This window comes from Pedobacter sp. SL55 (assembly GCF_026625705.1).
Classification (GTDB): Bacteria; Bacteroidota; Bacteroidia; order Sphingobacteriales; family Sphingobacteriaceae; genus Pedobacter.
The window spans coordinates 2,220,708-2,240,837 of record NZ_CP113059.1 but is presented as its reverse complement, the minus strand read 5'-3'; the positions used below and the strand labels follow the sequence as shown (position 1 = coordinate 2,240,837).

Here is a 20,130-nt window from a genome sequence, read left to right as displayed (position 1 = left end):
TATATATATTAAATAGTTGCTGTGTTTTCTTGTTGCTCTTCGGTAAGCAATCCATTTTTACGAACAATCTCTCTGGCCAAATTCAAATAATTGATGGCACCTTTGCTATTGGCGTCATGCATAATTACCGAAATACCATAACTTGGCGCTTCGCTTAAACGGGTGTTACGTTGTATAATGGTTTCGAAAACCAAATCTTGGAAGTGCGTTCTTACCTCTTCTACCACTTGGTTTGATAGGCGTAGTCTTACATCGTACATAGTCAATAAAATACCTTCTATCTCCAAAGCAGGGTTTAACCTGTTTTGTACAATTTTAATGGTATTTAACAACTTGCCCAAACCTTCTAAGGCAAAATACTCGCACTGTACCGGAATAATTACTGAATCTGCAGCCGTTAAAGAGTTGATGGTAATTAAACCCAAAGATGGCGAACAATCAATAATGATAAAATCGTATTGGTCTTTTACCTTTTCCAGCACGGCTTTCATTTTGTATTCGCGGTTGGCTAAGTTAATCATCTCAATTTCGGCACCTACTAAATCAATGTGAGCAGGCAGCAAATCTAGATTTGGCGTGTCCGTTTTCACAATGGCATCTGTAGGTTCCACATCATTTATAATGCACTCGTAAATGCTATTCTTGATGTTTCTTGGATCAAAACCAATACCCGAAGTAGAGTTGGCCTGAGGGTCTGCATCAACCAGAAGCGTTCTATATTCTAAAACAGCTAAACTAGCGGCTAGGTTAATAGACGATGTGGTTTTACCAACTCCTCCTTTTTGGTTTGCTAAAGCAATAATTTTACTCATTTATTCTCCTTGAAAACGCCACAAATGTAATGGCCTTAATTTTAAACTAAAAATCTATAAAAAATGCTATTTTTGCAATGTATAGGCATATTTTAACAATTAGCTAAGATACGAACTAAAACGTAATATTAGTATCGACCTTGCTCGTGTTTTACACATCTTATTAACAATTTTTGCATGATCACTATTATAGCCGGAACCAACAGACCCAATAGCAATACGCTAAAAGTTGCTAAATATTATCAAAATCAACTGGCGGAAAAGGGCTTACAAACTACATTGTTTGATTTGCAAGATTTACCCAACAATTTTATTGCCGATAATTTGTATGGAAAAAAAACGGAGGATTTTGACAAAATCCAAGAATTGATAACCAATACCAGTAAGTTTTTGTTCGTTATTCCCGAATATAATGGCAGCTATCCTGGAGTTTTAAAAACCTTAATTGACGCTTGTGCTTTTCCAGAAAGCTTCTACGACAAAAAAGCTTGTTTGGTAGGTATTTCTTCTGGCAAGTATGGTAACATTAGGGGCATAGAACATTTTAACGGCGTTTGCGCCTACTTGCATTTACACGTAATGCCTTTGCGATTGCACATTCCAAACATTAAACAAGAACTTAATGAAAACGGCGAACTGTTTATGGAAGACACTTTAAAGTTTACCAACCAGCAAATGGATAAGTTTGTAGTTTATTAGTTGGGAAGTTGATTGTCAGAAAGCTGAAGTTTAATTGGTTAATTGTTTAATCGGTTAACTGATACCTAGCTCCTGATACCTGTCCCCTAATTCCTAGTCCCTATTTTTGCGCTAAAGCATAAACCGCAAACGAAGCCAACCAATGATCTCCACCGTAGTTACCTTTAAAAATTAAGGGCAGCGCATTGGCCAAGAAATGATTGGCAGTAGCTTCAAAATGTTTTTTTAAGGGGTGGTTTTTAGGTAGCTCTGATGCAATACCTTTCATACACCATGCCCTAGTGAAAGAAAGCCCCACCAAGTGAACCGTTTGATAATCGCTCAAATCACTAACTACAGGCATATCACTAATACGTTTGATGCTTCTTTCCTCATAAAATTTATCCAACCATTTCACAAAATCATCTTTTGCCAAAACCCTTCTCATCAAATCGGCAATTTCTAAGCTTGGAGAAAAGAAATCAGCCCCATCTGGCTCCATATAAGCCGGCGTTTTCTCATTATCCAAGTAAAAAGTCTTCGCTTTATCCTTCAATTGCACTTCAAAGACTTTATCGTTAGTTGCTCTAGCCCAATCTAGTGCAAAAACCAAAGCAAAAGCGGTATTTCCGTGTACGCCAGTTCTATTTGGGTAGGTTTGTTTTGGCAAGTAAGCTTTCCATAATTCTAAAATTTGCTTGGTTAAAGGCTGTAAAGCTGCATGCCATTTTTTTGCCTGCGGATTGTTCCATTCTAACAATTCTTGATCTAATTTTAGCAACCAAGCCCAACCATAAGTACGCTCGAAAATCTTGGCCAGCTCATACTTTTTAAAGTAATCGGCCTCTGCCTGCATATTTTCTGTGGTAAAGGTTTTATTAAGCTTTGCAATAATTTCTGCTCTATTGTTGATGTTGGGAAAAGTCTTTAGCAAATGCACCAACATCCAATGCCCATGCACCGAGCTATGCCAATCGAAACAACCATAAAAACCCGGATGCAATTGAGATGGCGTAAGCTTAGCATCGGTTTCTGAATTAATGGTGTGCGCTGTCTTGTTAGGGTACTCTTTATCCATACAATGCAGTGGCAACATTGACAACTTCTCAGCTATATCTTTGTCTAACTTTGGAGTTTGAGCAAAAGCCAAAGAAGAAACCATCAATAACAGTAGTAGTATTTTTTTCATCTGTGTAAATTACTTCATGAACTCGCAAGCTCGGTTACTCATTAGTGTTTGTGATTGGCAAAATCATGATGGTTTCATTTGCATGAATTTGTTAATCGCTTAAACTGACCACTAATCCCTAACTCCTAATACCTAAACAGTAAACCTGATCCACTTATCTCCCTCGTGGCCGAAAATAAAATGCCCAGGGTGTATCATTTCTGCAATATCTTCTACCAAGGCTACGGCCTCCTCTGGCTTCGACAGGTTATAATCATCAGAAAGCAAACAAACCCTATTAAATTTTACAGCCTGCCACTCTTCGCTCATTAAAACTGGAGCAGTGCGCATCAAATCATTTAGTTGCTTGTTAGCCTCGTAAAAAATCACATACACTGCTTCTTCTGTAGATAAAGTTACGGTAGCCCCACCAAGTTCGGCAATAGCCAACGGTCCTAGATAAGGCTGCCCCAAAGAATCTAAAAAACAAACCGGAACTTTATCAATGAACTTAATTTTATGTTCGACAATAGCTAGACGTTCCAAAAGTTCTTCACGCAATTCTGCATTGTTTTCGGTATTTATAAGTTCATTTAGAGAAGACATCTGATTTATTTTATTAATTTGTACACAAAAATAGTATTTCCCTAAGCGATGCGTACCATTAAGCTCAATATATTTTGCATTTGTCTTTTAACCACTTTGTTTTCTTGCAAAAGAAGCAGCAATGATGAAAAGAAAGTCTTTAATATTAATCTCGACCAAAACCTAACCTCTTTAGATCCGGCATTTGCTCGTAACCAAAACGCCATTTGGATGATTAACCAGATTTTTAACGGTTTGGTGCAGATAGACAAAGATTTGAATACCGTACCTTGCATTGCTAAAACTTGGCAGGTTTCTGCAGATGGGCTTAACTATACTTTTAACCTGCGTAACGATGTTTTTTTTCAGGACGATGCGCTATTTAAAAATGGCAAAGGCCGAAAAGTGATTGCTCAAGATTTCGCTTACAGCTTTTACCGTTTAATTGACCCAAAAGTGGCCTCTTCTGGCGGATGGATTTTTAGTGACAAAGTAAAAGACGCAAATAGCTTTGTAGCACTAAACGATAGCACTTTTCAAATTAAACTGGTAAAACCTTTCCCTGCTTTTATTAATTTATTAACTGCCCAGTATTGTTCTGTGGTTCCTAAAGAAGTGGTAGAACATTATGGCAAAGATTTTAGAAACCATCCAGTGGGTACCGGGCCTTTTAAATTCAAATATTGGAAAGAAGACGAAGTTTTGGTACTGCTTAAAAATGAAAACTATTTTGAAAAAGATAGCACGGGTAAGCAAATGCCATTTTTAGATGCGTTAAAAGCTACTTTTATTAACGATAAGCAAAGTGCTTTTATGAATTTCCTTAAAAAGGATCTCGATTTCTTTTACAGTGTTGATGGTAGTTACCGAGATGACATTTTAACCAAAAGCGGCAACATGACCAGCAAGTACAAAGACAAATTTCAATTAATTAAAGGCCCTTACTTGTGTACCGAATATGTGGGCATTTTGGTAGATCCAGATAAAGATATCGTTAAAAATTCTCCATTACGTTTCAAAAAAGTAAGACAAGCCATTAATTACGCCATTGATAGAAAAAAACTGATTAAATATTTACGCAACAGCATTGGTACGCCGGCAACTTCTGGCTTTATACCCAAAGGGATGCCCGGGTTTGATAGCACAAAGGTTAAAGGCTACGATTACAACCCTAGGCTAGCAGCTAAATTACTTGCAGAGGCCGGTTATCCTAATGGAAAAGGAATGCCCGAAATCAAACTCAGCACTTCTACCACCTACCGAGATCTGATTGAATTTATACAGGGCGAACTCGGCAACCTAGGCATGAAAGTTAAGGTAGATGTAAGCCCAAGTGCCAGTTTAAGAGACTTGATGTCGAAAAATGAAGTTGTTTTTTTTAGAGGTTCTTGGATTGCCGATTATCCCGATGGAGAAAACTACCTCTCTGTTTTCTACTCTAAAAACAAAGTGCCTTTTGGACCAAATTACACTGGTTATTTCAATAAAACATTCGATAAGTTATTTGAGCAAAGCTATTACGAGAACGATCCTCAGAAACGTCTTGAACTTTACCAAAAAATGGACAATATGGTAATGGAACATGCCTCTGTAGTGCCAATTTTATATGACCAATCGGTAGTGATGTTGCAGAACAACATCAGCGGCTACAGCATCAATCCATTAAGTTTAATGATTTTAAAAGGGGTTAAGAAAGAAAATAAGCTTAAATAATCAGTTTACTAACTGCTTAAAATTAATATCATAAAGCTCCAAAAATTATATTAATACGTCATATTAATTACCAACGCAAAGTTCCATTTTGATGGTTTTAAATCAATCTGTGGGCATAGGCATACCTCACTAGGCCAATGGCATTATTGGCACCAGTTTTACGCATTAGGTTTTTACGATGAGTTTCTACCGTTCGTTCGCTAATAAAAAGTTTTTCTGCAATTTGTTTACTGGTAAACTCTTGGGCTAAAAGCCCAAGTACTTCCAGCTCACGCTCTGTAGGTTGGTTTTCATTCGCCTGAGACTGTAAGGAACTTAGCAGTGCTTTGTTTACTTCTTCGCTCCAAAATTGTTTACCATTAGCTACCGTATGTACTGCATTCAGCAATTCTTGTTGCGCATATTTTTTAAGCACATAGCCATCTACCCCGGCGCTTAGCATATCTTTAATCATTGCGGCTTCGTCGTGCATGCTTAGCACTATGATCTTGAGGTTGGGCTTTAAAGCTTTTGCCTGTTTTACCAAAACTAGGCCATCCATGTCTGGCATAGAATAATCGGTAATCATCAAATCAATTTCATTTTGCTTTAAATAAGCTAGTGCGAAATTTCCCGAGGTAAGCTTTTCTACGATAGTAAAACCCACTTCATTTTGGAGCAACATCTGTAGACCATCAGTTACAATAGCATGGTCGTCAACTAGTAGAAGTTTCATCAATTAGTTTATTTATTTTTAAATGTAATGATATTCTTTTTTGAAGTAAAGATTTTTTTATCAAAATCAGTACTAACCCTTAGGGGTTTCAACCGCATTATGTGTATTTTAGGATAACCAATCGAAGATATGCAAATAACTCAATCGCCTTCATCCAAAAAACATCTATTTTTTTCTTCTTCTTGTTCTTTTGCGTTTTCTCTGGCACAGCTCAAAATAGAATTGATAGTTTAAAAAATGCATTGGCCTTAAATAAGAATGGAGCTAAAATTCCACTGCTCGTTGAACTCTGCTGGGAATACCGCTACCACCATCCCGATTCGGCTAGGATATTCGGTTATCAAGCGTTAAAGCTAGCTAGAGAAAAGAAAGATCTAAATTTTGAAGCAGAGGCGCTACATAATTTAGCCGTAACTTACGAAGCGCAAGGCGACTATAAAAAATCTCTCTCCTATAATTTAGAAGCACTTAAATTAAGGACTAAACTTAATGACGACATAAAGACAGCCAACACCATAAATAACATAGGGATAGCCTATGATGAGCTGGGCAACTTTTCTTTATCACTTAAATACTATCATCAGGCGTATCAAATCTACAAGCAAAAAAAACATACAGAAGGACTTGCAATGGTAAGCACCAACTTGGGAATTTTGTTTAAAGCACATAAAGATTATAAAAACGTAGTTAAATATTATCAAGAAGCAAATGCCATCTACAAAAAATTAAATATGCCTAGAGAGGTAGCCTTTACAGAAGCTAACTTAGGCTCGGTTTACTACTATATTAAGCAGTACGATAGCTGTATATACTATTCTTTAAAGGCGCAGCAAACGTTTAAAAAACTAAACATACAGCAATTTTTACCCACTACCTATACCAATGCAGGCATTGGTTATGCAGCTTTGGGGCAAACTAAAAAAGCGCTTGAGTTTTTGCGAACTTCTATAACATTAAACAACAAATATAACAACCGCAAAGAATTGGCTTTTGCCCACACTCATTTAGCAAAGCTGATGTTAAAACTCAAAAAGCTAGATGAAGCTAGAGAAAGTGCAAACAAAGCCGCCAGCCTTGCAGAAGCCATTGGCGCCAGCAAAGAGGTTATGGATGCGAAGGAAACACTAGCTATTATTTTCGAACAACAAGGTAAGTTCAAAGATGCCTACGAACTACACTTGGCTGCTACCAAAATTAAAGATTCACTATTCCAAAAAGATAAAACAGCGTTGATTTCCGACTATCAGGTTCGTTACCAAACTGAGAAAAAAGAACAGCAAATCCAATCTCTAAACCAGCAAAACACCATACAAAAACTAAAAATTAAGCAGCGAAATCTAGGACTAGGCATTGCAGGCGGCGTGCTCCTGTTAGGTGTTCTTTTTGCCTACCTACTTATTAACCGCCGCAAACTAAAGGCTAAAGCAGAACTACAATTAGCCATCATTAAACAACAAGACATTGCTTCTAGGGCGGTTTTAGATGCCGAAGAGCGAGAACGCAGACGCATTGCAGGAGATTTGCACGACGGTGTTGGGCAAATGCTGTCGGCAGCACTAATGAACCTAAATGGCCTATTCGCTAAGCTTAATCTGCAAAGTGATGCCAGTTTACAGGCAGAACAAGCTTTAGCACTGGTAAATGAAAGCTATGACGAGATGCGCTCTATATCGCACCAAATGATGCCCAATGCTTTAATTAAATCCGGGCTGGCATCGGCAGTGAAAGAATTTATTGGAAAACTTGACAAGAACAAGCTAAAGGTAAACTTAGAAACCGTTGGTTTAAATGAACGTTTAGACGAACAAACAGAAACAGTAATTTATCGCGTAATACAAGAAACTGTAAATAACGTGATTAAACATGCCGATGCTTCTAAGCTAGACATCCAAATTACTAAGGACGAGGAAGGCATTGCTGTTACCATAGAAGATAATGGCAAAGGTTTCGACAAAAGCAAGATTAATTTAAAAGCCGGAATTGGTCTTAGCAACATTTACTCTAGGGTAGAGTTTTTGAAAGGAACAGTAGATATCGATTCTACTGAAGGCAGAGGAACTTTGATGGCCATACATCTGCCTTAACCAAGCAAATCGCATTATGCCTCCCTACTTAATTCTCCCTCAAAAAGGGAAACAAATTAATGTGTGCCCCTTTTTGAGGAGGCATGGGAAGGTGTTTTCAACAAGAAATTAAATCCCCATTTCTTCTCTGTATTCTTGCTGCAACTCAAACAAACACTTAGCACACAAACAGCCATCATATAGCTCGGCAATGTATTGTACTTCGTTAATGGTTAGTTGTACCGCACTGCACTGGCATTTGGTGTAGGCATTTGCCTTGCACTCAATAGCCGCTCCGCAACGTTCGCAGGGAATGATTTCGTGTTTACTATGGATGATTGTTTTGTTCATTAGTTCATTATGTTCATTAGTTCATTTTTGCTTGGCGATTTAAAACTAATCTACCAATGGCCAATGAACTATTGAACAGTTACAAAAGTACAGACAAAAAATAAGGTTCTGAACTTTATGTCCAGAACCTTATCATTATTACGCTTTAATTACAACATTTTTTTACTCCAAAATCATTACCAAATAATCGGGAGCCGTTGGATCTGGAATACCCACATAACTTAATTTAAGATAAAATTTAACTTGATTTTTAGATATTTCGGAGATACGTAATGTTTCATCAGTTCCAAAATAGATTTCATTTAAATCCAAATTAAACCTATTGTTTTTAAAGTCATCCGCTTGAGACATGCACTTAGTATGAGGATTTTTAACTTCATAAGTTCCATTGGCATAAAAATAGAACCGGTCATCAAGTTCACAATCCCAAGCTTTTCTATATTCAATTTTCCCTTTAGGGTTGGTACTTGGATTTTTATCTACAGCAGCCCACTTCCAGGTTTTGGAAGTTAGGGATCAAGCAAATAATCTGGGGGGGCTAGAAAGATTACGCATATATTTTGGCTAATCTGTACATAAAGAATTCAACATTTCTGACTCCTCTGAATTGAGTTCTTAGTGCTTTGATTTTAGCATTGAACGATTCTGCAGAAGCATTTGTATGCCTGTTGTCAAAGTAGTTCAGGATGGTGTGGTAGTGGTTCTGTATGGTTCTTGCCACGGTTGAAAATGCTTTTATGGCTGATTTTTCAACCTCATCATACCATTTGGCGAGCCTGGTAAAACCGATGCCCTTCTCCTTTGTGTTTGAAAAGATATGAGACAGTTTCCTGCTCAGCCGATAGGCTTTCTCTAATAAGGGATACCTGGCAAACAGCAGCTCTGACCTGTGCTGTTGGGAAGCTGTCCAGTTTGTTTCATCTTTAAATAACAGGTGCCTGCTACGGGCCAGTAATTGCTTTAAACTATCTCCGTTTTCTAATATATCAGGCACATGGGGATGGTTTAGCTGTTTTGCCAGCTCCATTTCACTGTTTTCCTGATCGATAGCTTCCCATCGGTATTGAATGCGGATTTGTTGAACAGCATCTGCTGCAAGCTGCTGCACGTGAAAGCGGTCAGATACCAGTCTTGCCTTGGGGAAGGCACGCCTGGCAATACGCTCCATCGTTGGAGCCAGATCCAAAGTAACCTCCTTTACTTCTTTACGAAGACGATAGGGAATGCGTTCAAGTATAGCAATCACCTGATCGCTGATGGTTCCTTTTACCATAGCCAGTAAAGCACCCTTTTTCCCCTTTGCATCCTTATTGGTGAGTACCGTATAGAGTTCTCCCCGGGACAGGCATACTTCATCCAGGCTTAGGTATTCTCCAATATTTTGTTCGAATAGAACCCAGTGGCCTGCATGAGAACGTTGGTCCCAGTCCATGAAATCACTTAGGTAACGAATATATTGTTCCTGCAACCGCCTGCCATCAAGCCCATACAGCTGACCCAATAGTTTGCAGCTGATAGGATGGTTATCGATCAAATTCTTTTAAAAAAGCAGCGAACTCTGCGGTTAAACGCGTGCCCTCTGCCACCGTATTCCATGAACTGTAAACGGATTCTGCCGGTATCATGGTCATGCCATTTGCGACGGCGAAGATGAAGGAAACAGGCTTTGCCACGCAAGGGAAAATCACGGATAATTGCCTGATCTAAAAATCCTTTGGATTCCAACTTGTGGCTGGCAAATTCCGCAGGTGGAATATTATGCTGGTCAAGAAATAAATGATAACCATCTTCCATCGGTTCGATGCGGATAAGGTCAAAATGTTCGATAAGTTCTGTCGGTAGAAGTAGTTTGAGTAGCTCCTGCTGTTCCAAAAAATAAATCAAGAGTGAACAACAAAAATAAAAATCTAAATGAATCCCCCCAGATTATTTGCTTGATCCGAAGTTAGCATATCTATTGGTTCTTCTTCATCCTTTTTACATCCAAAGATAAATGTGCAAACAACAGCAAAAGCTATGATAAAAGAGAGACGTTTTTTCATAAGATAAATATACTTCTTTTTTTACAAAAAAAGGTTCTGAACTTTATGTCCAGAACCTTAAATATGATGACTTGCAAATTGTTTCGGCAACTTGCAAAGCCCCTCCTTTGGAGGGGTTGGGGAGGCCTCTTATCCCGAGCAGCTAATGCAACCTTCTTCCATGGTACAAACTGGGCCGTCTATAATTTCCTCGGCAACTTGATTTTGAGGAATATTTGCTGGAATTACAGCTTCTATAGCTTTACCACCTTGGTTTTCTACCGTAAACTTAACTGCTTGCGAAGCCGCTTGTGTACGCAGGTAGTACATACCTGTTTTCAATCCTTTTTTCCAAGCGTAGAAGTGCATTGAAGTTAGTTTTGAAGTATTTGGTGCATTGATGAACAAGTTTAGCGATTGAGACTGACAAATGTAAGCACCTCTATCAGCCGACATATCGATGATGTTCTTCATCTTGATTTCCCAAACTGTTTTGTACAGTTCTTTGATATAATCTGGAATTTCAGCGATGTCTTGGATCGAGCCATTGGCTAAGATAATTCTATCTTTCATTTGTGGAGACCACAAACCTAAAGCTACTAAGTCTTTCAACAAGTGTTTGTTTACTACAATGAACTCGCCACTTAATACCCTACGAGTGTAGATATTTGAAGTATAAGGCTCGAAACACTCGTTGTTACCCAAAATTTGAGAAGTTGAAGCGGTTGGCATTGGTGCTACCAATAACGAATTGTACACCCCTTTTTTAACTACACGTTTTCTCAAGCTTTCCCAATCCCAACGGTTGCTGTCTGGCGTTACGTTCCATAAATCAAATTGGAATTTACCTTGAGAAAGCGGAGATCCTTTGAAAGTTTTGTAAGCACCATGTTTCTCTGCCAAATCTGCCGAAGCGGTCATTGCAGCGAAATAAATGGTTTCGAAAATATCTTTGTTCAATTGTTTAGCTGCATCACTTTCAAACGGATAACGCATCAAAATAAACGCATCTGCCAAACCTTGTACCCCCAAACCAATTGGACGGTGGCGCAAGTTCGAATTTTCAGCTTCTTTAACTGGGTAATAGTTATAATCGATGATTTTGTTCAAGTTTAATGCCGCTTGATAAGTTACATCGTATAATTTTTGATGATCGAATTCGCCGTTGATTACGAAACGAGGCAATGCCAACGAAGCCAAGTTACAAACCGCAACTTCATCTTTAGAAGTATACTCGATAATTTCGGTACATAAGTTAGAAGACTTAATGGTACCTAGATTTTGTTGGTTTGATTTAGAGTTAGCTGCATCTTTGTACAACAAATAAGGAGTACCAGTTTCAATTTGCGAGTCTAAAATAGCAAACCAAAGTTCTTGTGCTTTAACTACCTTGCGAGCTTTGCCTTCTTGCTCATACTTTACGTAAAGTTTGTTAAACTCTTCGCTATGGCAATCTGCTAAGCCTGGTGCTTCATCTGGCGAGAACAAGCTCCATTCGCCATTTTCCTCTACACGTTGCATAAACAAATCGTTAATCCAAAGTGCATAGAACAAATCGCGGGCACGCATTTCTTCTTTACCGTGGTTTTTACGCAAGTCTAAGAATTCGAAAACATCAGCATGCCAAGGCTCTAAATAAATGGCAAAAGCACCTTTACGTTTACCACCACCTTGATCTACGTAACGAGCTGTATCGTTAAATACACGTAGCATTGGCACAATACCGTTGCTAGTACCATTAGTACCACCAATGTAAGCTCCCGTAGCACGAATGTTGTGTATGCTTAAACCAATACCACCAGCACTTTGAGAAATTTTTGCAGTTTGTTTCAAAGTGTCGTAAATACCTTCAATGCTATCGTCTTGCATGGTTAGCAAGAAACACGACGACATTTGAGGTTTTGGCGTAGCGGCGTTAAACAAAGTAGGCGTTGCATGGGTAAACCAGCGTTCGCTCATTAAGTTGTAAGTTGTAATTGCACTTTCGATATCTTCTTTGTGGATACCAACGGCCACACGCATAAATAAATGTTGTGGGCGTTCTACAATTACACCGTTAACTTTTAATAGATATGATTTTTCTAAGGTTTTGAAACCGAAATAGTCGAAACCAAAATCTCTATCGTAAATAATGGTACTGTCTAAAATATCTGCATTGTCTTGGATAACTTTCCAAACATCATCAGCAATTAACGAAGAATTTTTTTCTGTTTTTGGGTCGATGTAGTTATACAACAACTCCATAGTCTTTGAAAAAGATTTCAACGTGTTTTTATGCAGGTTAGATACGGCAATACGTGATGCCAGCAAAGCATAATCAGGATGTTTTGTAGTTAAAGAAGCTGCTGTTTCTGCTGCCAAGTTATCTAATTCTGATGTAGTTACCCCATCGTACAAGCCCTCAATTACCTTTCTCGCCACATCAATAGGATCTACCAATTCAGCATTAAAACCGTAGCACAGCTTCTCGATACGAGCTGTAATCTTGTCAAATTTTACCGCTTCTTTGCGGCCATCTCTTTTTATTACAAACATCCTTTACAAAATTTTTATGGTGCATATTTTCATAGCGGCACCTGGTTTCAAAATATTATTCTAAGTATTGAGATATGAGATTTGAGATATGAGACCTAACCTTACACCTAAAACCTTATACCTATTACCTAATTTTAAAAATCTTCATCTAATGAAAAAGCCTGTGCTTTATCTTCCGAAGAAGTTAACACGCCACTTTTTTGATAATCGCCTACACGTTTTTCGAAGAAATTGGTTTTGCCTTGCAGCGAAATCATCTCCATAAAATCAAATGGATTGGTAGCGTTATACACTTTCGAGTAACCAAGTTCGGCCAACCACCTATCGGCTACAAACTCAATATACTGTTTCATCAAATCTGCATTCATGCCAATTAATTTAACTGGCAAAGCATCTGTAATGAAATCTTTTTCAATTTCTACCGCATCTTTAATGATCGTTTGCACTTGCTCTTCGCTCAATTTGTTTTGCAACATACTGTAAAGCAGGCAGGCAAACTCGCAGTGCGAACCTTCATCTCTAGAAATTAGCTCGTTACTAAAAGTTAAGCCCGGCATTAAACCACGTTTCTTTAGCCAGAAAATAGAACAGAAACTACCACTAAAGAAAATACCTTCTACCGCAGCAAAAGCCACCAAGCGCTCGGCAAAAGTGCCATTATCAATCCAGCGCAATGCCCATTCTGCTTTTTTCTTTACCGCAGGTACGGTATCAATAGCATGGAATAGTCTATCTTTTTCTTCTGGATCTTTGATATAAGTATCAATTAATAAGGCATAAGTTTCCGAGTGGATGTTTTCCATCATGATCTGGAAACCGTAATAGCAACGTGCCTCTGGAATTTGAACTTCGCTCATGAAGTTAACCGCTAGGTTTTCGTTCACTATACCATCACTTGCAGCAAAGAAAGCTAAGATATGTGAAATGAAATGACGCTCGCCACTGTTCAAGTTTTCCCAATGTTTGATATCGTCAGAAAGGTCTATCTCCTCAGCTGTCCAAAAGCTAGCTTCGGCCTTTTTATACATTTCCCAAATTGCCGGAAATTTAATTGGCAATAGTACAAATCGATCCTTGTTCTCTCTTAGTAATAATTCGTCTTCCATAATCACTTTTTTTACATTCTTAGAAATTGCGATGCAGCATACAATTGATGTTCTATAATCTAGAAAGCGCCCAACAAGCCATACCTAGTTTATTAATTTAAAAAGCTTAAAAAAATGGCTCTTTTTAACAAACTAAACAACAACTAGTTAAATAATATTTTGGATGCTTTCTATTAAAGAACTTCGTATAACAAATATAGAAGTTGAGGGATTTTTTAAGGCTTAAAGTTGTTAACATGCCTTTCATTTTCTGTCAATTTCTAATCAGAATTTTGTCAGAAACGGGGAGAAAAAAAGCTAATTATTTCTTTTTAAGGGACTACAGAATCAAAAAGAGTGTTAATAAGTTTAAAAAGTGTGTAATTAGATGCGTTAATCTAGCACGTAGGAGATTTCTACTTTGGCATATCCTAAGCGATAAATACCTATTGCTTTGGCAGCAGCTTTAGAAACATCCAAAGAAAATTTTTTACTGAAAGGACCCCGATCATTAACCCTTACTTGTACTGATTTTCCGGTACGCAAGTTCTTAACCGTAACCATAGTACCAAAAGGAAGGGTACGATGAGCAGCAGTAAATTTAGCACCGCGGTAACGCTCGCCGCTGGTAGTTTTTTTGCCTTCAAATTTATTGGCGTAGTAAGTGGTAAAAATAATTTTCTTGGTGGTATCTGTAGCTTTTGCCACTACATTTTGCGATTTAGCACCTAATGCGATAAAGCATAAGAATAACAATAATCTCATAGGTTGACGATATTTTTTAAAACGTTCCAATTTGAATTGCTTTCTTTATTTATAATTGGTTGGCAAATATAAAAACCTAATATATTAAACAGCAGGCTCTCTAAAAAACAAGGCCCCGAATTTTACAATTCGGGGCCTTAAATTTTGTTTAGCTAAAATTACTCAGCTACTACTTCGAAAGGTACTTTCACTTTAACTTCTTTGTGCAAGTTTAAGTTAGCTACATATTCGCCTAAAGTTTTAGGCTCAGTTTCAAAAGTAATACGACGACGATCAACTTCAAAACCTTTAGCTTTTAATGCATCAGCCACTTGGATAGTGTTAACAGCACCAAAGATTTTACCGGTTTCGCCTGCTTTAGCACCAATGCTTAATTTCACATCAGCTAATCTAGCAGCTACGCCTTCAGCATCTTTCTTAATTTTATCTTGTTTAAAAGCAGCTTGCTTTAAGTTTTCTGCTAATACTTTTTTTGCAGAAGGAGTTGCTAAAGTTGCAAAACCTTGTGGAATTAAGTAGTTACGACCATAACCTGGTTTTACCGTAACGATATCATCTTTCTCACCTAGTGATTTGATATCTTGCTTTAAAATAATTTCCATTGCTCAGCTCCTATTTTAATTGGTCAGTAACGAAAGGCAACAAACCGATGTGACGAGCACGTTTTACAGCTTGAGCCACTTTACGTTGAAACTTCAAAGAAGTACCAGTTAAACGACGAGGTAAAATTTTACCTTGCTCGTTAACGAATTTCAACAAAAAGTTTGCGTCTTTGTAATCAATGTATTTGATACCATTTTTCTTAAAACGGCAATATTTTTTTCTGTTATCCTCCACTTTTGGAGCAGTAACATATTGGATTTGATCTCTTGCCATTACGCTGAAGCCTCCTCTTTCTTAGGTTTTTTGTTAAAAGCACCGCTGCGTTTTTTCTCGCTATATGCAATTGCATGACGATCTAATCTCACAGTTAAGAAACGTAAAACACGCTCATCACGTTTCAATTCTAGCTCTAACTTGTTTATTAATTCACCACCAGATTTATATTCTGTAAGATGAAAGAATCCGTTTCCTTTCTTGTCGATCGGATACGCTAATTTTCTCAAACCCCAATTATCTTCTGCGATAATTTCGGCTCCGCTATCTTTGATAATTGCTGTAAATTTGGCAATTGCCTCTTTTGCAGCTTCTTCAGATAACAATGGGGTAAGAACGATAACAGTTTCGTACTGATTCATTGTTGTATTTAATTATTTTTTTAATTTATTCCGCTCTAAAACGGGCTGCAAATGTAACAATATATTTCTATAAATCAAAGTGTTGTTTTGAAAAACAGTCTAGTTAGATTCACAAATACTCAATCCAACTTAAACTAGCAACACACACCTACACAGAAAAAGACACTTCAAAACAAAAAAGCATCGCCATGCGGCAATGCTTTCACTCTCTCGTACTAGTAATATATATGTTGCTAAATTAAAGCTTGATAGTTTCAGCATATTCTTGCCCGGCAGATCTAACCAAGAATGTCAATTCCCTTGATGTGGTTTTACTTACATCAAATTTTTTCGATACCTTACTGTTTTCTGCATAAACTTCTTCATGAAGCTTCTCATTATATTCATTATAGATCACCACTTCAACTGGCCCAGTACATGCACCATTCAAATCTAGGGTAATTAGGTTGTTCTCTTTAACAAAAATTGGTCTTTTAAGCTCCACAATAATTGGTTGCGAAAGCACCGCATTTTCTTCATTGATCTCAATTTGATATGTAATTTCTTTCGATTCTGACTCCATCTTCAGCTGGTAAGTTCCCTGAGGAAGCGAACTCAAATCATAAGTTTGAAATTTATTGCCAACCGTTTTAATGCGGTCTTGATAAAGCACCTCTTCATCGGCAGCATATAGCGTTACATCAAATTCTTTAGCATCGCTAGTAATAAAGCTTACCCATTTACTGTTTTCTTTGGCTACTCTAACCAAAAGCTCCATATCGTCTGCCATGGCAACATTTGCCATAAACACCGTAAGGATAACTAAACTAAAACCTAATAACTTTCTCATTGTGATTTGCCTTAAACGTTAATACTTATTTAACAGAAGCAAATGTAGTGAGTAACTCATCTGCATTTATGTTCCATATTTGCAAATAACTATGCTATTTTAACTCATAAAAACAACAAACAAATAAATAAAAGCAAAAACACATATTTTTTAGTTAATTTAGCATCAATTAGCATGAAAAAGATAAAACCCAGTTTCGAGATTATAGAACCTTCTTTTGGAAGTTCTTTTTACTATTCTAAATACCAGCAAAACGCAAACAATAAGGCCTACCTTTGGCATTACCACCCAGAAATAGAAATGGTTTTTGTTAATGGAGGAACCGGCAAGCGACAAATAGGTAGCCACATCTCTTATTATACCGATGGCGATTTGATTTTAATAGGCAGCGATTTACCACACTGTGGCTTTACCGACGAAACTACCGGCAACATTAATGAGGTAGTGATACAAATGAAGCCTAATTTTTTGGGATCGGATTTTCTTACCCTAAAAGAAACCAAAGGCATTGCTAATTTATTCGACAAGGCAAAATATGGCATCGCCTTTGGCAAAGACACCATGAAACTTGTTGGGCCAGTTTTAGAAAAGATGAACAACTTATGGCCTTTCGAGAAATTATTAGCGCTTTTAAGCGTACTTAGAGAGCTAGAGCAGGCATCAGACTATAAACTATTAAACGCACAAAACTTTTCGCTAGAAATGCAGGCACAAGATAATGATAGGATCAACATGGTTTTTAATTATGTTAAAGATCATTTTACCGAAGAAATTAGCTTAGAGCAAGTGGCAGAAATGACGAGCATGACCGTACCTGCATTTTGTAGGTACTTTAAAAAGATGACTAAAAAGACCTTCACTAAGTTCGTGAATGAATATAGGGTGGTACACGCTTCAAAACTTTTGGCCGAAAAACCCACCAGCATTGCCAATATCAGCTATGAGAGTGGCTTCCATAACTTTAGTCATTTTAATAAGATTTTTAAAGAGTTTACTGGGAAAAGCGCATCGCAATACCGAAAGGAGCTGAAGTCGATTATTTAAGTGGTTAGGGATTAGTAGTTAGGGATCAGGAGTCAGGGATCAGGGGTTAGGGATCAGGCATCACTAGTCAGTCAAGATGATCAACAAAAGGTCAACCAAGCTCGGGCCAACACGCAACTTTTCAACATTCCAAATTTCAATATTTCAACTCCGCAAATTTTCCCTATTTTCGTGCCAATGGAAAATTTTATTGTTTCTGCCCGTAAATATCGCCCAGCCACGTTCGAAACCGTAGTTGGACAGCAGCATATTACCGGAACTTTAAAAAATGCCATTAAAAATAATCAACTGGCGCAAGCTTTCTTATTTTGCGGACCGCGTGGTGTAGGTAAAACTACTTGTGCACGTATCTTAGCAAAAACCATTAACTGTACCAGTTTAACCGCCGAGCAAGAAGCCTGTGGCACTTGCGAAAGCTGCCAATCTTTCCAATCGGGACATTCTTTTAACTTTCATGAGCTAGATGCTGCCTCAAACAACTCTGTTGACGACATTAGAAGTTTGATTGAGCAGGTAAGGATACCGCCGCAAGCCGGAAAATATAAAATCTACATCATAGATGAGGTTCACATGTTATCAACCAGTGCATTTAATGCTTTTTTGAAAACATTGGAAGAACCACCATCTTATGCCATATTTATTTTAGCTACTACAGAGAAGCACAAAATATTGCCAACCATTTTATCTCGTTGTCAGATTTTTGATTTTAACAGGATACAAGTTGATGATATTGCTAATCACTTAGCCAAAATTGCCGAAAGAGAAAATATTGCAACCGATAACGACGGCCTGCACATTATTGCCCAAAAAGCCGATGGTGGGTTGCGTGATGCACTTTCGATGTTTGACCAAATTGTTAGTTACACTAACAGAAATGTAACCTACCAAGCGGTAATTGCCAATCTGAATATTTTAGATTATGACTATTATTTTAAGTTAACTGATTACCTAACCAGCGGCGATGTAAGCAATACGCTCCTACTTTTCAATGAGATATTGAATAACGGATTTGACGGCAATAACTTCATCAACGGTTTGGCTGGTCACTTTAGAAATTTATTGGTTGGCAAAGATAACCAGACTATCCAACTACTAGAAGTAAGCGAAAATATTAAGCAGAAATACCTGGCGCAAAGTAATGGTGCAAATTTAGGCTTCATTTTAACGGCACTAAATTTAGCTAACCAATGCGATCTTAATTACAAGAACAGTAAAAATCAGCGGTTGCAGGTTGAGCTGGCACTCATTAAAATGTGCCACATTCCATCTGTAATTCAACTCGCCAACACCGCAACTGACCAAGATCAGGATAAAAAAAAACTTTAGTTAGTTCTGGGCAAGCTCAAAGCAGTCCGAAAGAGATTAAGTCCGAAAGTCCAAAAGTTGCAGTTGCAGCACCTGTAGAGCAAAAGACGGAAACCACTGCAGCGGCTCCAAAACCAGCACAACCGCCACAACCAAAAGTAGAAGCGCCAAAAATTAGTGCAGCCCCCGCTTCTCCAATCAAAATACAGCCTTTGGTTAAAAGCACAGGCGGCTCACTAATCCCTTCTTTAACAGATTTTAGTAGTGGCAATAATTTAGATGGAGAAGATAAAGGGCCACAATACGTTAGTGGAAACGACACCCAGGCCTTTACACAAGACCAATTTATGGCGGTTTGGAAACAATGCATCCAAAAAGCAAATGCCGAAGATAAAATACATTTGTATACTTTATTAAGCAGCAACCAACCTGTTATAGACGGAACAAATATTATTGTATCTATTGAAAATATTGCGCTTGAAAGCACCTTACAGGATGAAAAAATTGAGTTGCTAAACTTCATCAGGTCGCAACTCAAAAATTTCGATATACAAATAGTTACTAAGCGGATAGAACCGAAACAGAGCAACAGAATTTATAGCAATAAAGATAAATACGCCTACCTAGTAGAGAAAAACCCACAGCTAGAGGAAATGCGTAAACGCTTTAATTTAGATCTGCTACCCTAGTGAGGCAAGTCATTCTTCGGATAACCTTCTTCATCCAAATCGTCCCTAAAATCTTCTTCGGTTTGCGCCAAAATTCTATCTTCTGCATTTAACCTTACACTTTCTCCCCTATTATCTATGTGCATTCCATTTTCATCTAGCTGCTCATCAACCTGTCCATCTTCATCATATTCGTTACCTACGTAAGGGTTAGCCTCGTCATAAGTACTGTCATCATTTACTGCCCCAGTAGAGATGGTATCATAAGGCAATGGATGATCATAATCTTTTTCTTCGCCTTTTACATCATACTCAAAACTATTTCTATTTTTGTCGTAAGTAAGTTCATTAAAATCCTTGGTTTCGCCAAGATCGCTAGCATGTAGCTTATCATTAGCCGGTTTTTGATTTTCCATTGTCTGTCTATTTTAAACATAAAACCTACTTCATCTGACTTTTGTTTTATCAAGCATTTAAAAAAGAAGAGCAACCAAAGCAGTACTATTATTGGCACTCCTGCTTTCTCTTCAAACCCGCACTCGCTATGCTCGCTTG

The 20,130-nt window shown here is 37.8% G+C and carries 23 protein-coding genes; 6 read left to right on the top strand and 17 right to left on the bottom strand.

Features of this window, described 5'->3' with window-relative positions; all coding sequences use genetic code 11:
• Positions 1-8 precede the first annotated feature (8 nt).
• Positions 9-812, bottom strand: coding sequence for a ParA family protein (locus OVA16_RS10100; protein ID WP_267758941.1), 804 nt, complete (start codon positions 810-812; stop codon positions 9-11).
• Between the two features lie 177 nt (positions 813-989).
• Here OVA16_RS10100 and OVA16_RS10095 point away from each other — a divergent pair, with 177 nt between their 5' ends.
• Positions 990-1,511 carry an NADPH-dependent FMN reductase gene (locus tag OVA16_RS10095; protein WP_267758939.1) on the top strand — a complete coding sequence of 174 codons (522 nt, stop codon included), beginning with the start codon at positions 990-992 and terminating at the stop codon, positions 1,509-1,511.
• Between the two features lie 100 nt (positions 1,512-1,611).
• On the opposite strand, the gene OVA16_RS10090 is transcribed toward OVA16_RS10095, so the two are convergent.
• On the bottom strand, positions 1,612-2,679 hold the full coding sequence (locus OVA16_RS10090) for a DUF2891 domain-containing protein (RefSeq protein WP_267758937.1): 1,068 nt from the start codon (positions 2,677-2,679) through the stop codon (positions 1,612-1,614).
• A gap of 132 nt (positions 2,680-2,811) precedes the next feature.
• Positions 2,812-3,264 (bottom strand): hypothetical protein, encoded by a 453-nt coding sequence (locus tag OVA16_RS10085; RefSeq protein WP_267758936.1) that lies wholly within the window; start codon positions 3,262-3,264, stop codon positions 2,812-2,814.
• Positions 3,265-3,312: 48 nt separating this feature from the next.
• Between OVA16_RS10085 and OVA16_RS10080 the strand changes: the two genes are divergently transcribed.
• Positions 3,313-4,956, top strand: coding sequence for an ABC transporter substrate-binding protein (locus tag OVA16_RS10080; protein ID WP_267758935.1), 1,644 nt, complete (start codon positions 3,313-3,315; stop codon positions 4,954-4,956).
• Between the two features lie 97 nt (positions 4,957-5,053).
• On the opposite strand, the gene OVA16_RS10075 is transcribed toward OVA16_RS10080, so the two are convergent.
• A complete protein-coding gene (locus tag OVA16_RS10075) occupies positions 5,054-5,671 on the bottom strand; it encodes a response regulator (RefSeq protein ID WP_267758933.1) in 618 nt (205 codons plus the stop codon).
• A 101-nt stretch (positions 5,672-5,772) separates the two neighbouring features.
• Between OVA16_RS10075 and OVA16_RS10070 the strand changes: the two genes are divergently transcribed.
• Positions 5,773-7,755 carry a tetratricopeptide repeat-containing sensor histidine kinase gene (locus OVA16_RS10070; RefSeq protein ID WP_267758931.1) on the top strand — a complete coding sequence of 661 codons (1,983 nt, stop codon included), beginning with the start codon at positions 5,773-5,775 and terminating at the stop codon, positions 7,753-7,755.
• Between the two features lie 108 nt (positions 7,756-7,863).
• On the opposite strand, the gene OVA16_RS10065 is transcribed toward OVA16_RS10070, so the two are convergent.
• From OVA16_RS10065 to OVA16_RS10015, 11 genes are all read right to left on the bottom strand, one after another.
• Positions 7,864-8,085: a cysteine-rich CWC family protein gene (locus OVA16_RS10065; RefSeq protein ID WP_267758929.1), complete on the bottom strand. Its 222-nt coding sequence runs from the start codon at positions 8,083-8,085 to the stop codon at positions 7,864-7,866.
• A gap of 162 nt (positions 8,086-8,247) precedes the next feature.
• A complete protein-coding gene (locus OVA16_RS10060; RefSeq protein WP_267758927.1) occupies positions 8,248-8,436 on the bottom strand; it encodes a hypothetical protein in 189 nt (62 codons plus the stop codon).
• A gap of 196 nt (positions 8,437-8,632) precedes the next feature.
• On the bottom strand, positions 8,633-9,586 hold the full coding sequence (locus OVA16_RS10055) for a transposase (RefSeq protein WP_267758925.1): 954 nt from the start codon (positions 9,584-9,586) through the stop codon (positions 8,633-8,635).
• Between the two features lie 29 nt (positions 9,587-9,615).
• Positions 9,616-9,957 carry a hypothetical protein gene (locus OVA16_RS10050; protein WP_267758921.1) on the bottom strand — a complete coding sequence of 114 codons (342 nt, stop codon included), beginning with the start codon at positions 9,955-9,957 and terminating at the stop codon, positions 9,616-9,618.
• Between the two features lie 299 nt (positions 9,958-10,256).
• The gene (locus OVA16_RS10045; protein WP_267758918.1) at positions 10,257-12,641 is read right to left on the bottom strand and encodes a ribonucleoside-diphosphate reductase subunit alpha; all 2,385 of its coding nucleotides are present in this window, start codon (positions 12,639-12,641) and stop codon (positions 10,257-10,259) included.
• A 134-nt stretch (positions 12,642-12,775) separates the two neighbouring features.
• On the bottom strand, positions 12,776-13,747 hold the full coding sequence (locus tag OVA16_RS10040; protein WP_267758915.1) for a ribonucleoside-diphosphate reductase small subunit: 972 nt from the start codon (positions 13,745-13,747) through the stop codon (positions 12,776-12,778).
• A gap of 372 nt (positions 13,748-14,119) precedes the next feature.
• Positions 14,120-14,491, bottom strand: a complete 372-nt coding sequence (locus OVA16_RS10035) for a septal ring lytic transglycosylase RlpA family protein (protein WP_267758913.1) — start codon at positions 14,489-14,491, stop codon at positions 14,120-14,122.
• 158 nt (positions 14,492-14,649) lie between these two features.
• Positions 14,650-15,093, bottom strand: a complete 444-nt coding sequence (gene rplI, locus OVA16_RS10030) for a 50S ribosomal protein L9 (protein WP_267758911.1) — start codon at positions 15,091-15,093, stop codon at positions 14,650-14,652.
• Between the two features lie 10 nt (positions 15,094-15,103).
• Entirely contained in the window at positions 15,104-15,367 is a 264-nt protein-coding gene (rpsR, locus tag OVA16_RS10025; RefSeq protein ID WP_097132857.1) for a 30S ribosomal protein S18, read from the bottom strand.
• Complete coding sequence (rpsF, locus tag OVA16_RS10020; protein WP_267758905.1) at positions 15,367-15,729, bottom strand: 30S ribosomal protein S6; 363 nt, start codon at positions 15,727-15,729, stop codon at positions 15,367-15,369. Before rpsF ends, rpsR begins: the two co-directional genes overlap by 1 nt.
• Before the next feature lie 238 nt (positions 15,730-15,967).
• Positions 15,968-16,558: a hypothetical protein gene (locus OVA16_RS10015; protein ID WP_267758903.1), complete on the bottom strand. Its 591-nt coding sequence runs from the start codon at positions 16,556-16,558 to the stop codon at positions 15,968-15,970.
• 174 nt (positions 16,559-16,732) lie between these two features.
• Between OVA16_RS10015 and OVA16_RS10010 the strand changes: the two genes are divergently transcribed.
• Both OVA16_RS10010 and OVA16_RS20065 read left to right on the top strand, forming a co-directional pair.
• On the top strand, positions 16,733-17,602 hold the full coding sequence (locus OVA16_RS10010) for an AraC family transcriptional regulator (protein ID WP_267758901.1): 870 nt from the start codon (positions 16,733-16,735) through the stop codon (positions 17,600-17,602).
• 177 nt (positions 17,603-17,779) lie between these two features.
• Positions 17,780-18,928: a DNA polymerase III subunit gamma/tau gene (locus tag OVA16_RS20065; protein WP_324288356.1), complete on the top strand. Its 1,149-nt coding sequence runs from the start codon at positions 17,780-17,782 to the stop codon at positions 18,926-18,928.
• 16 nt (positions 18,929-18,944) lie between these two features.
• Here OVA16_RS20065 and OVA16_RS20060 read toward each other — a convergent pair whose 3' ends face one another.
• Positions 18,945-19,109, bottom strand: a complete 165-nt coding sequence (locus OVA16_RS20060) for a hypothetical protein (protein WP_324288355.1) — start codon at positions 19,107-19,109, stop codon at positions 18,945-18,947.
• A gap of 10 nt (positions 19,110-19,119) precedes the next feature.
• Between OVA16_RS20060 and OVA16_RS20055 the strand changes: the two genes are divergently transcribed.
• The gene (locus OVA16_RS20055; protein WP_324288354.1) at positions 19,120-19,596 is read left to right on the top strand and encodes a hypothetical protein; all 477 of its coding nucleotides are present in this window, start codon (positions 19,120-19,122) and stop codon (positions 19,594-19,596) included.
• On the opposite strand, the gene OVA16_RS10000 is transcribed toward OVA16_RS20055, so the two are convergent.
• A complete protein-coding gene (locus tag OVA16_RS10000; protein WP_267758899.1) occupies positions 19,593-19,991 on the bottom strand; it encodes a hypothetical protein in 399 nt (132 codons plus the stop codon). The genes OVA16_RS20055 and OVA16_RS10000 overlap by 4 nt on opposite strands.
• Positions 19,992-20,130 lie beyond the last annotated feature (139 nt).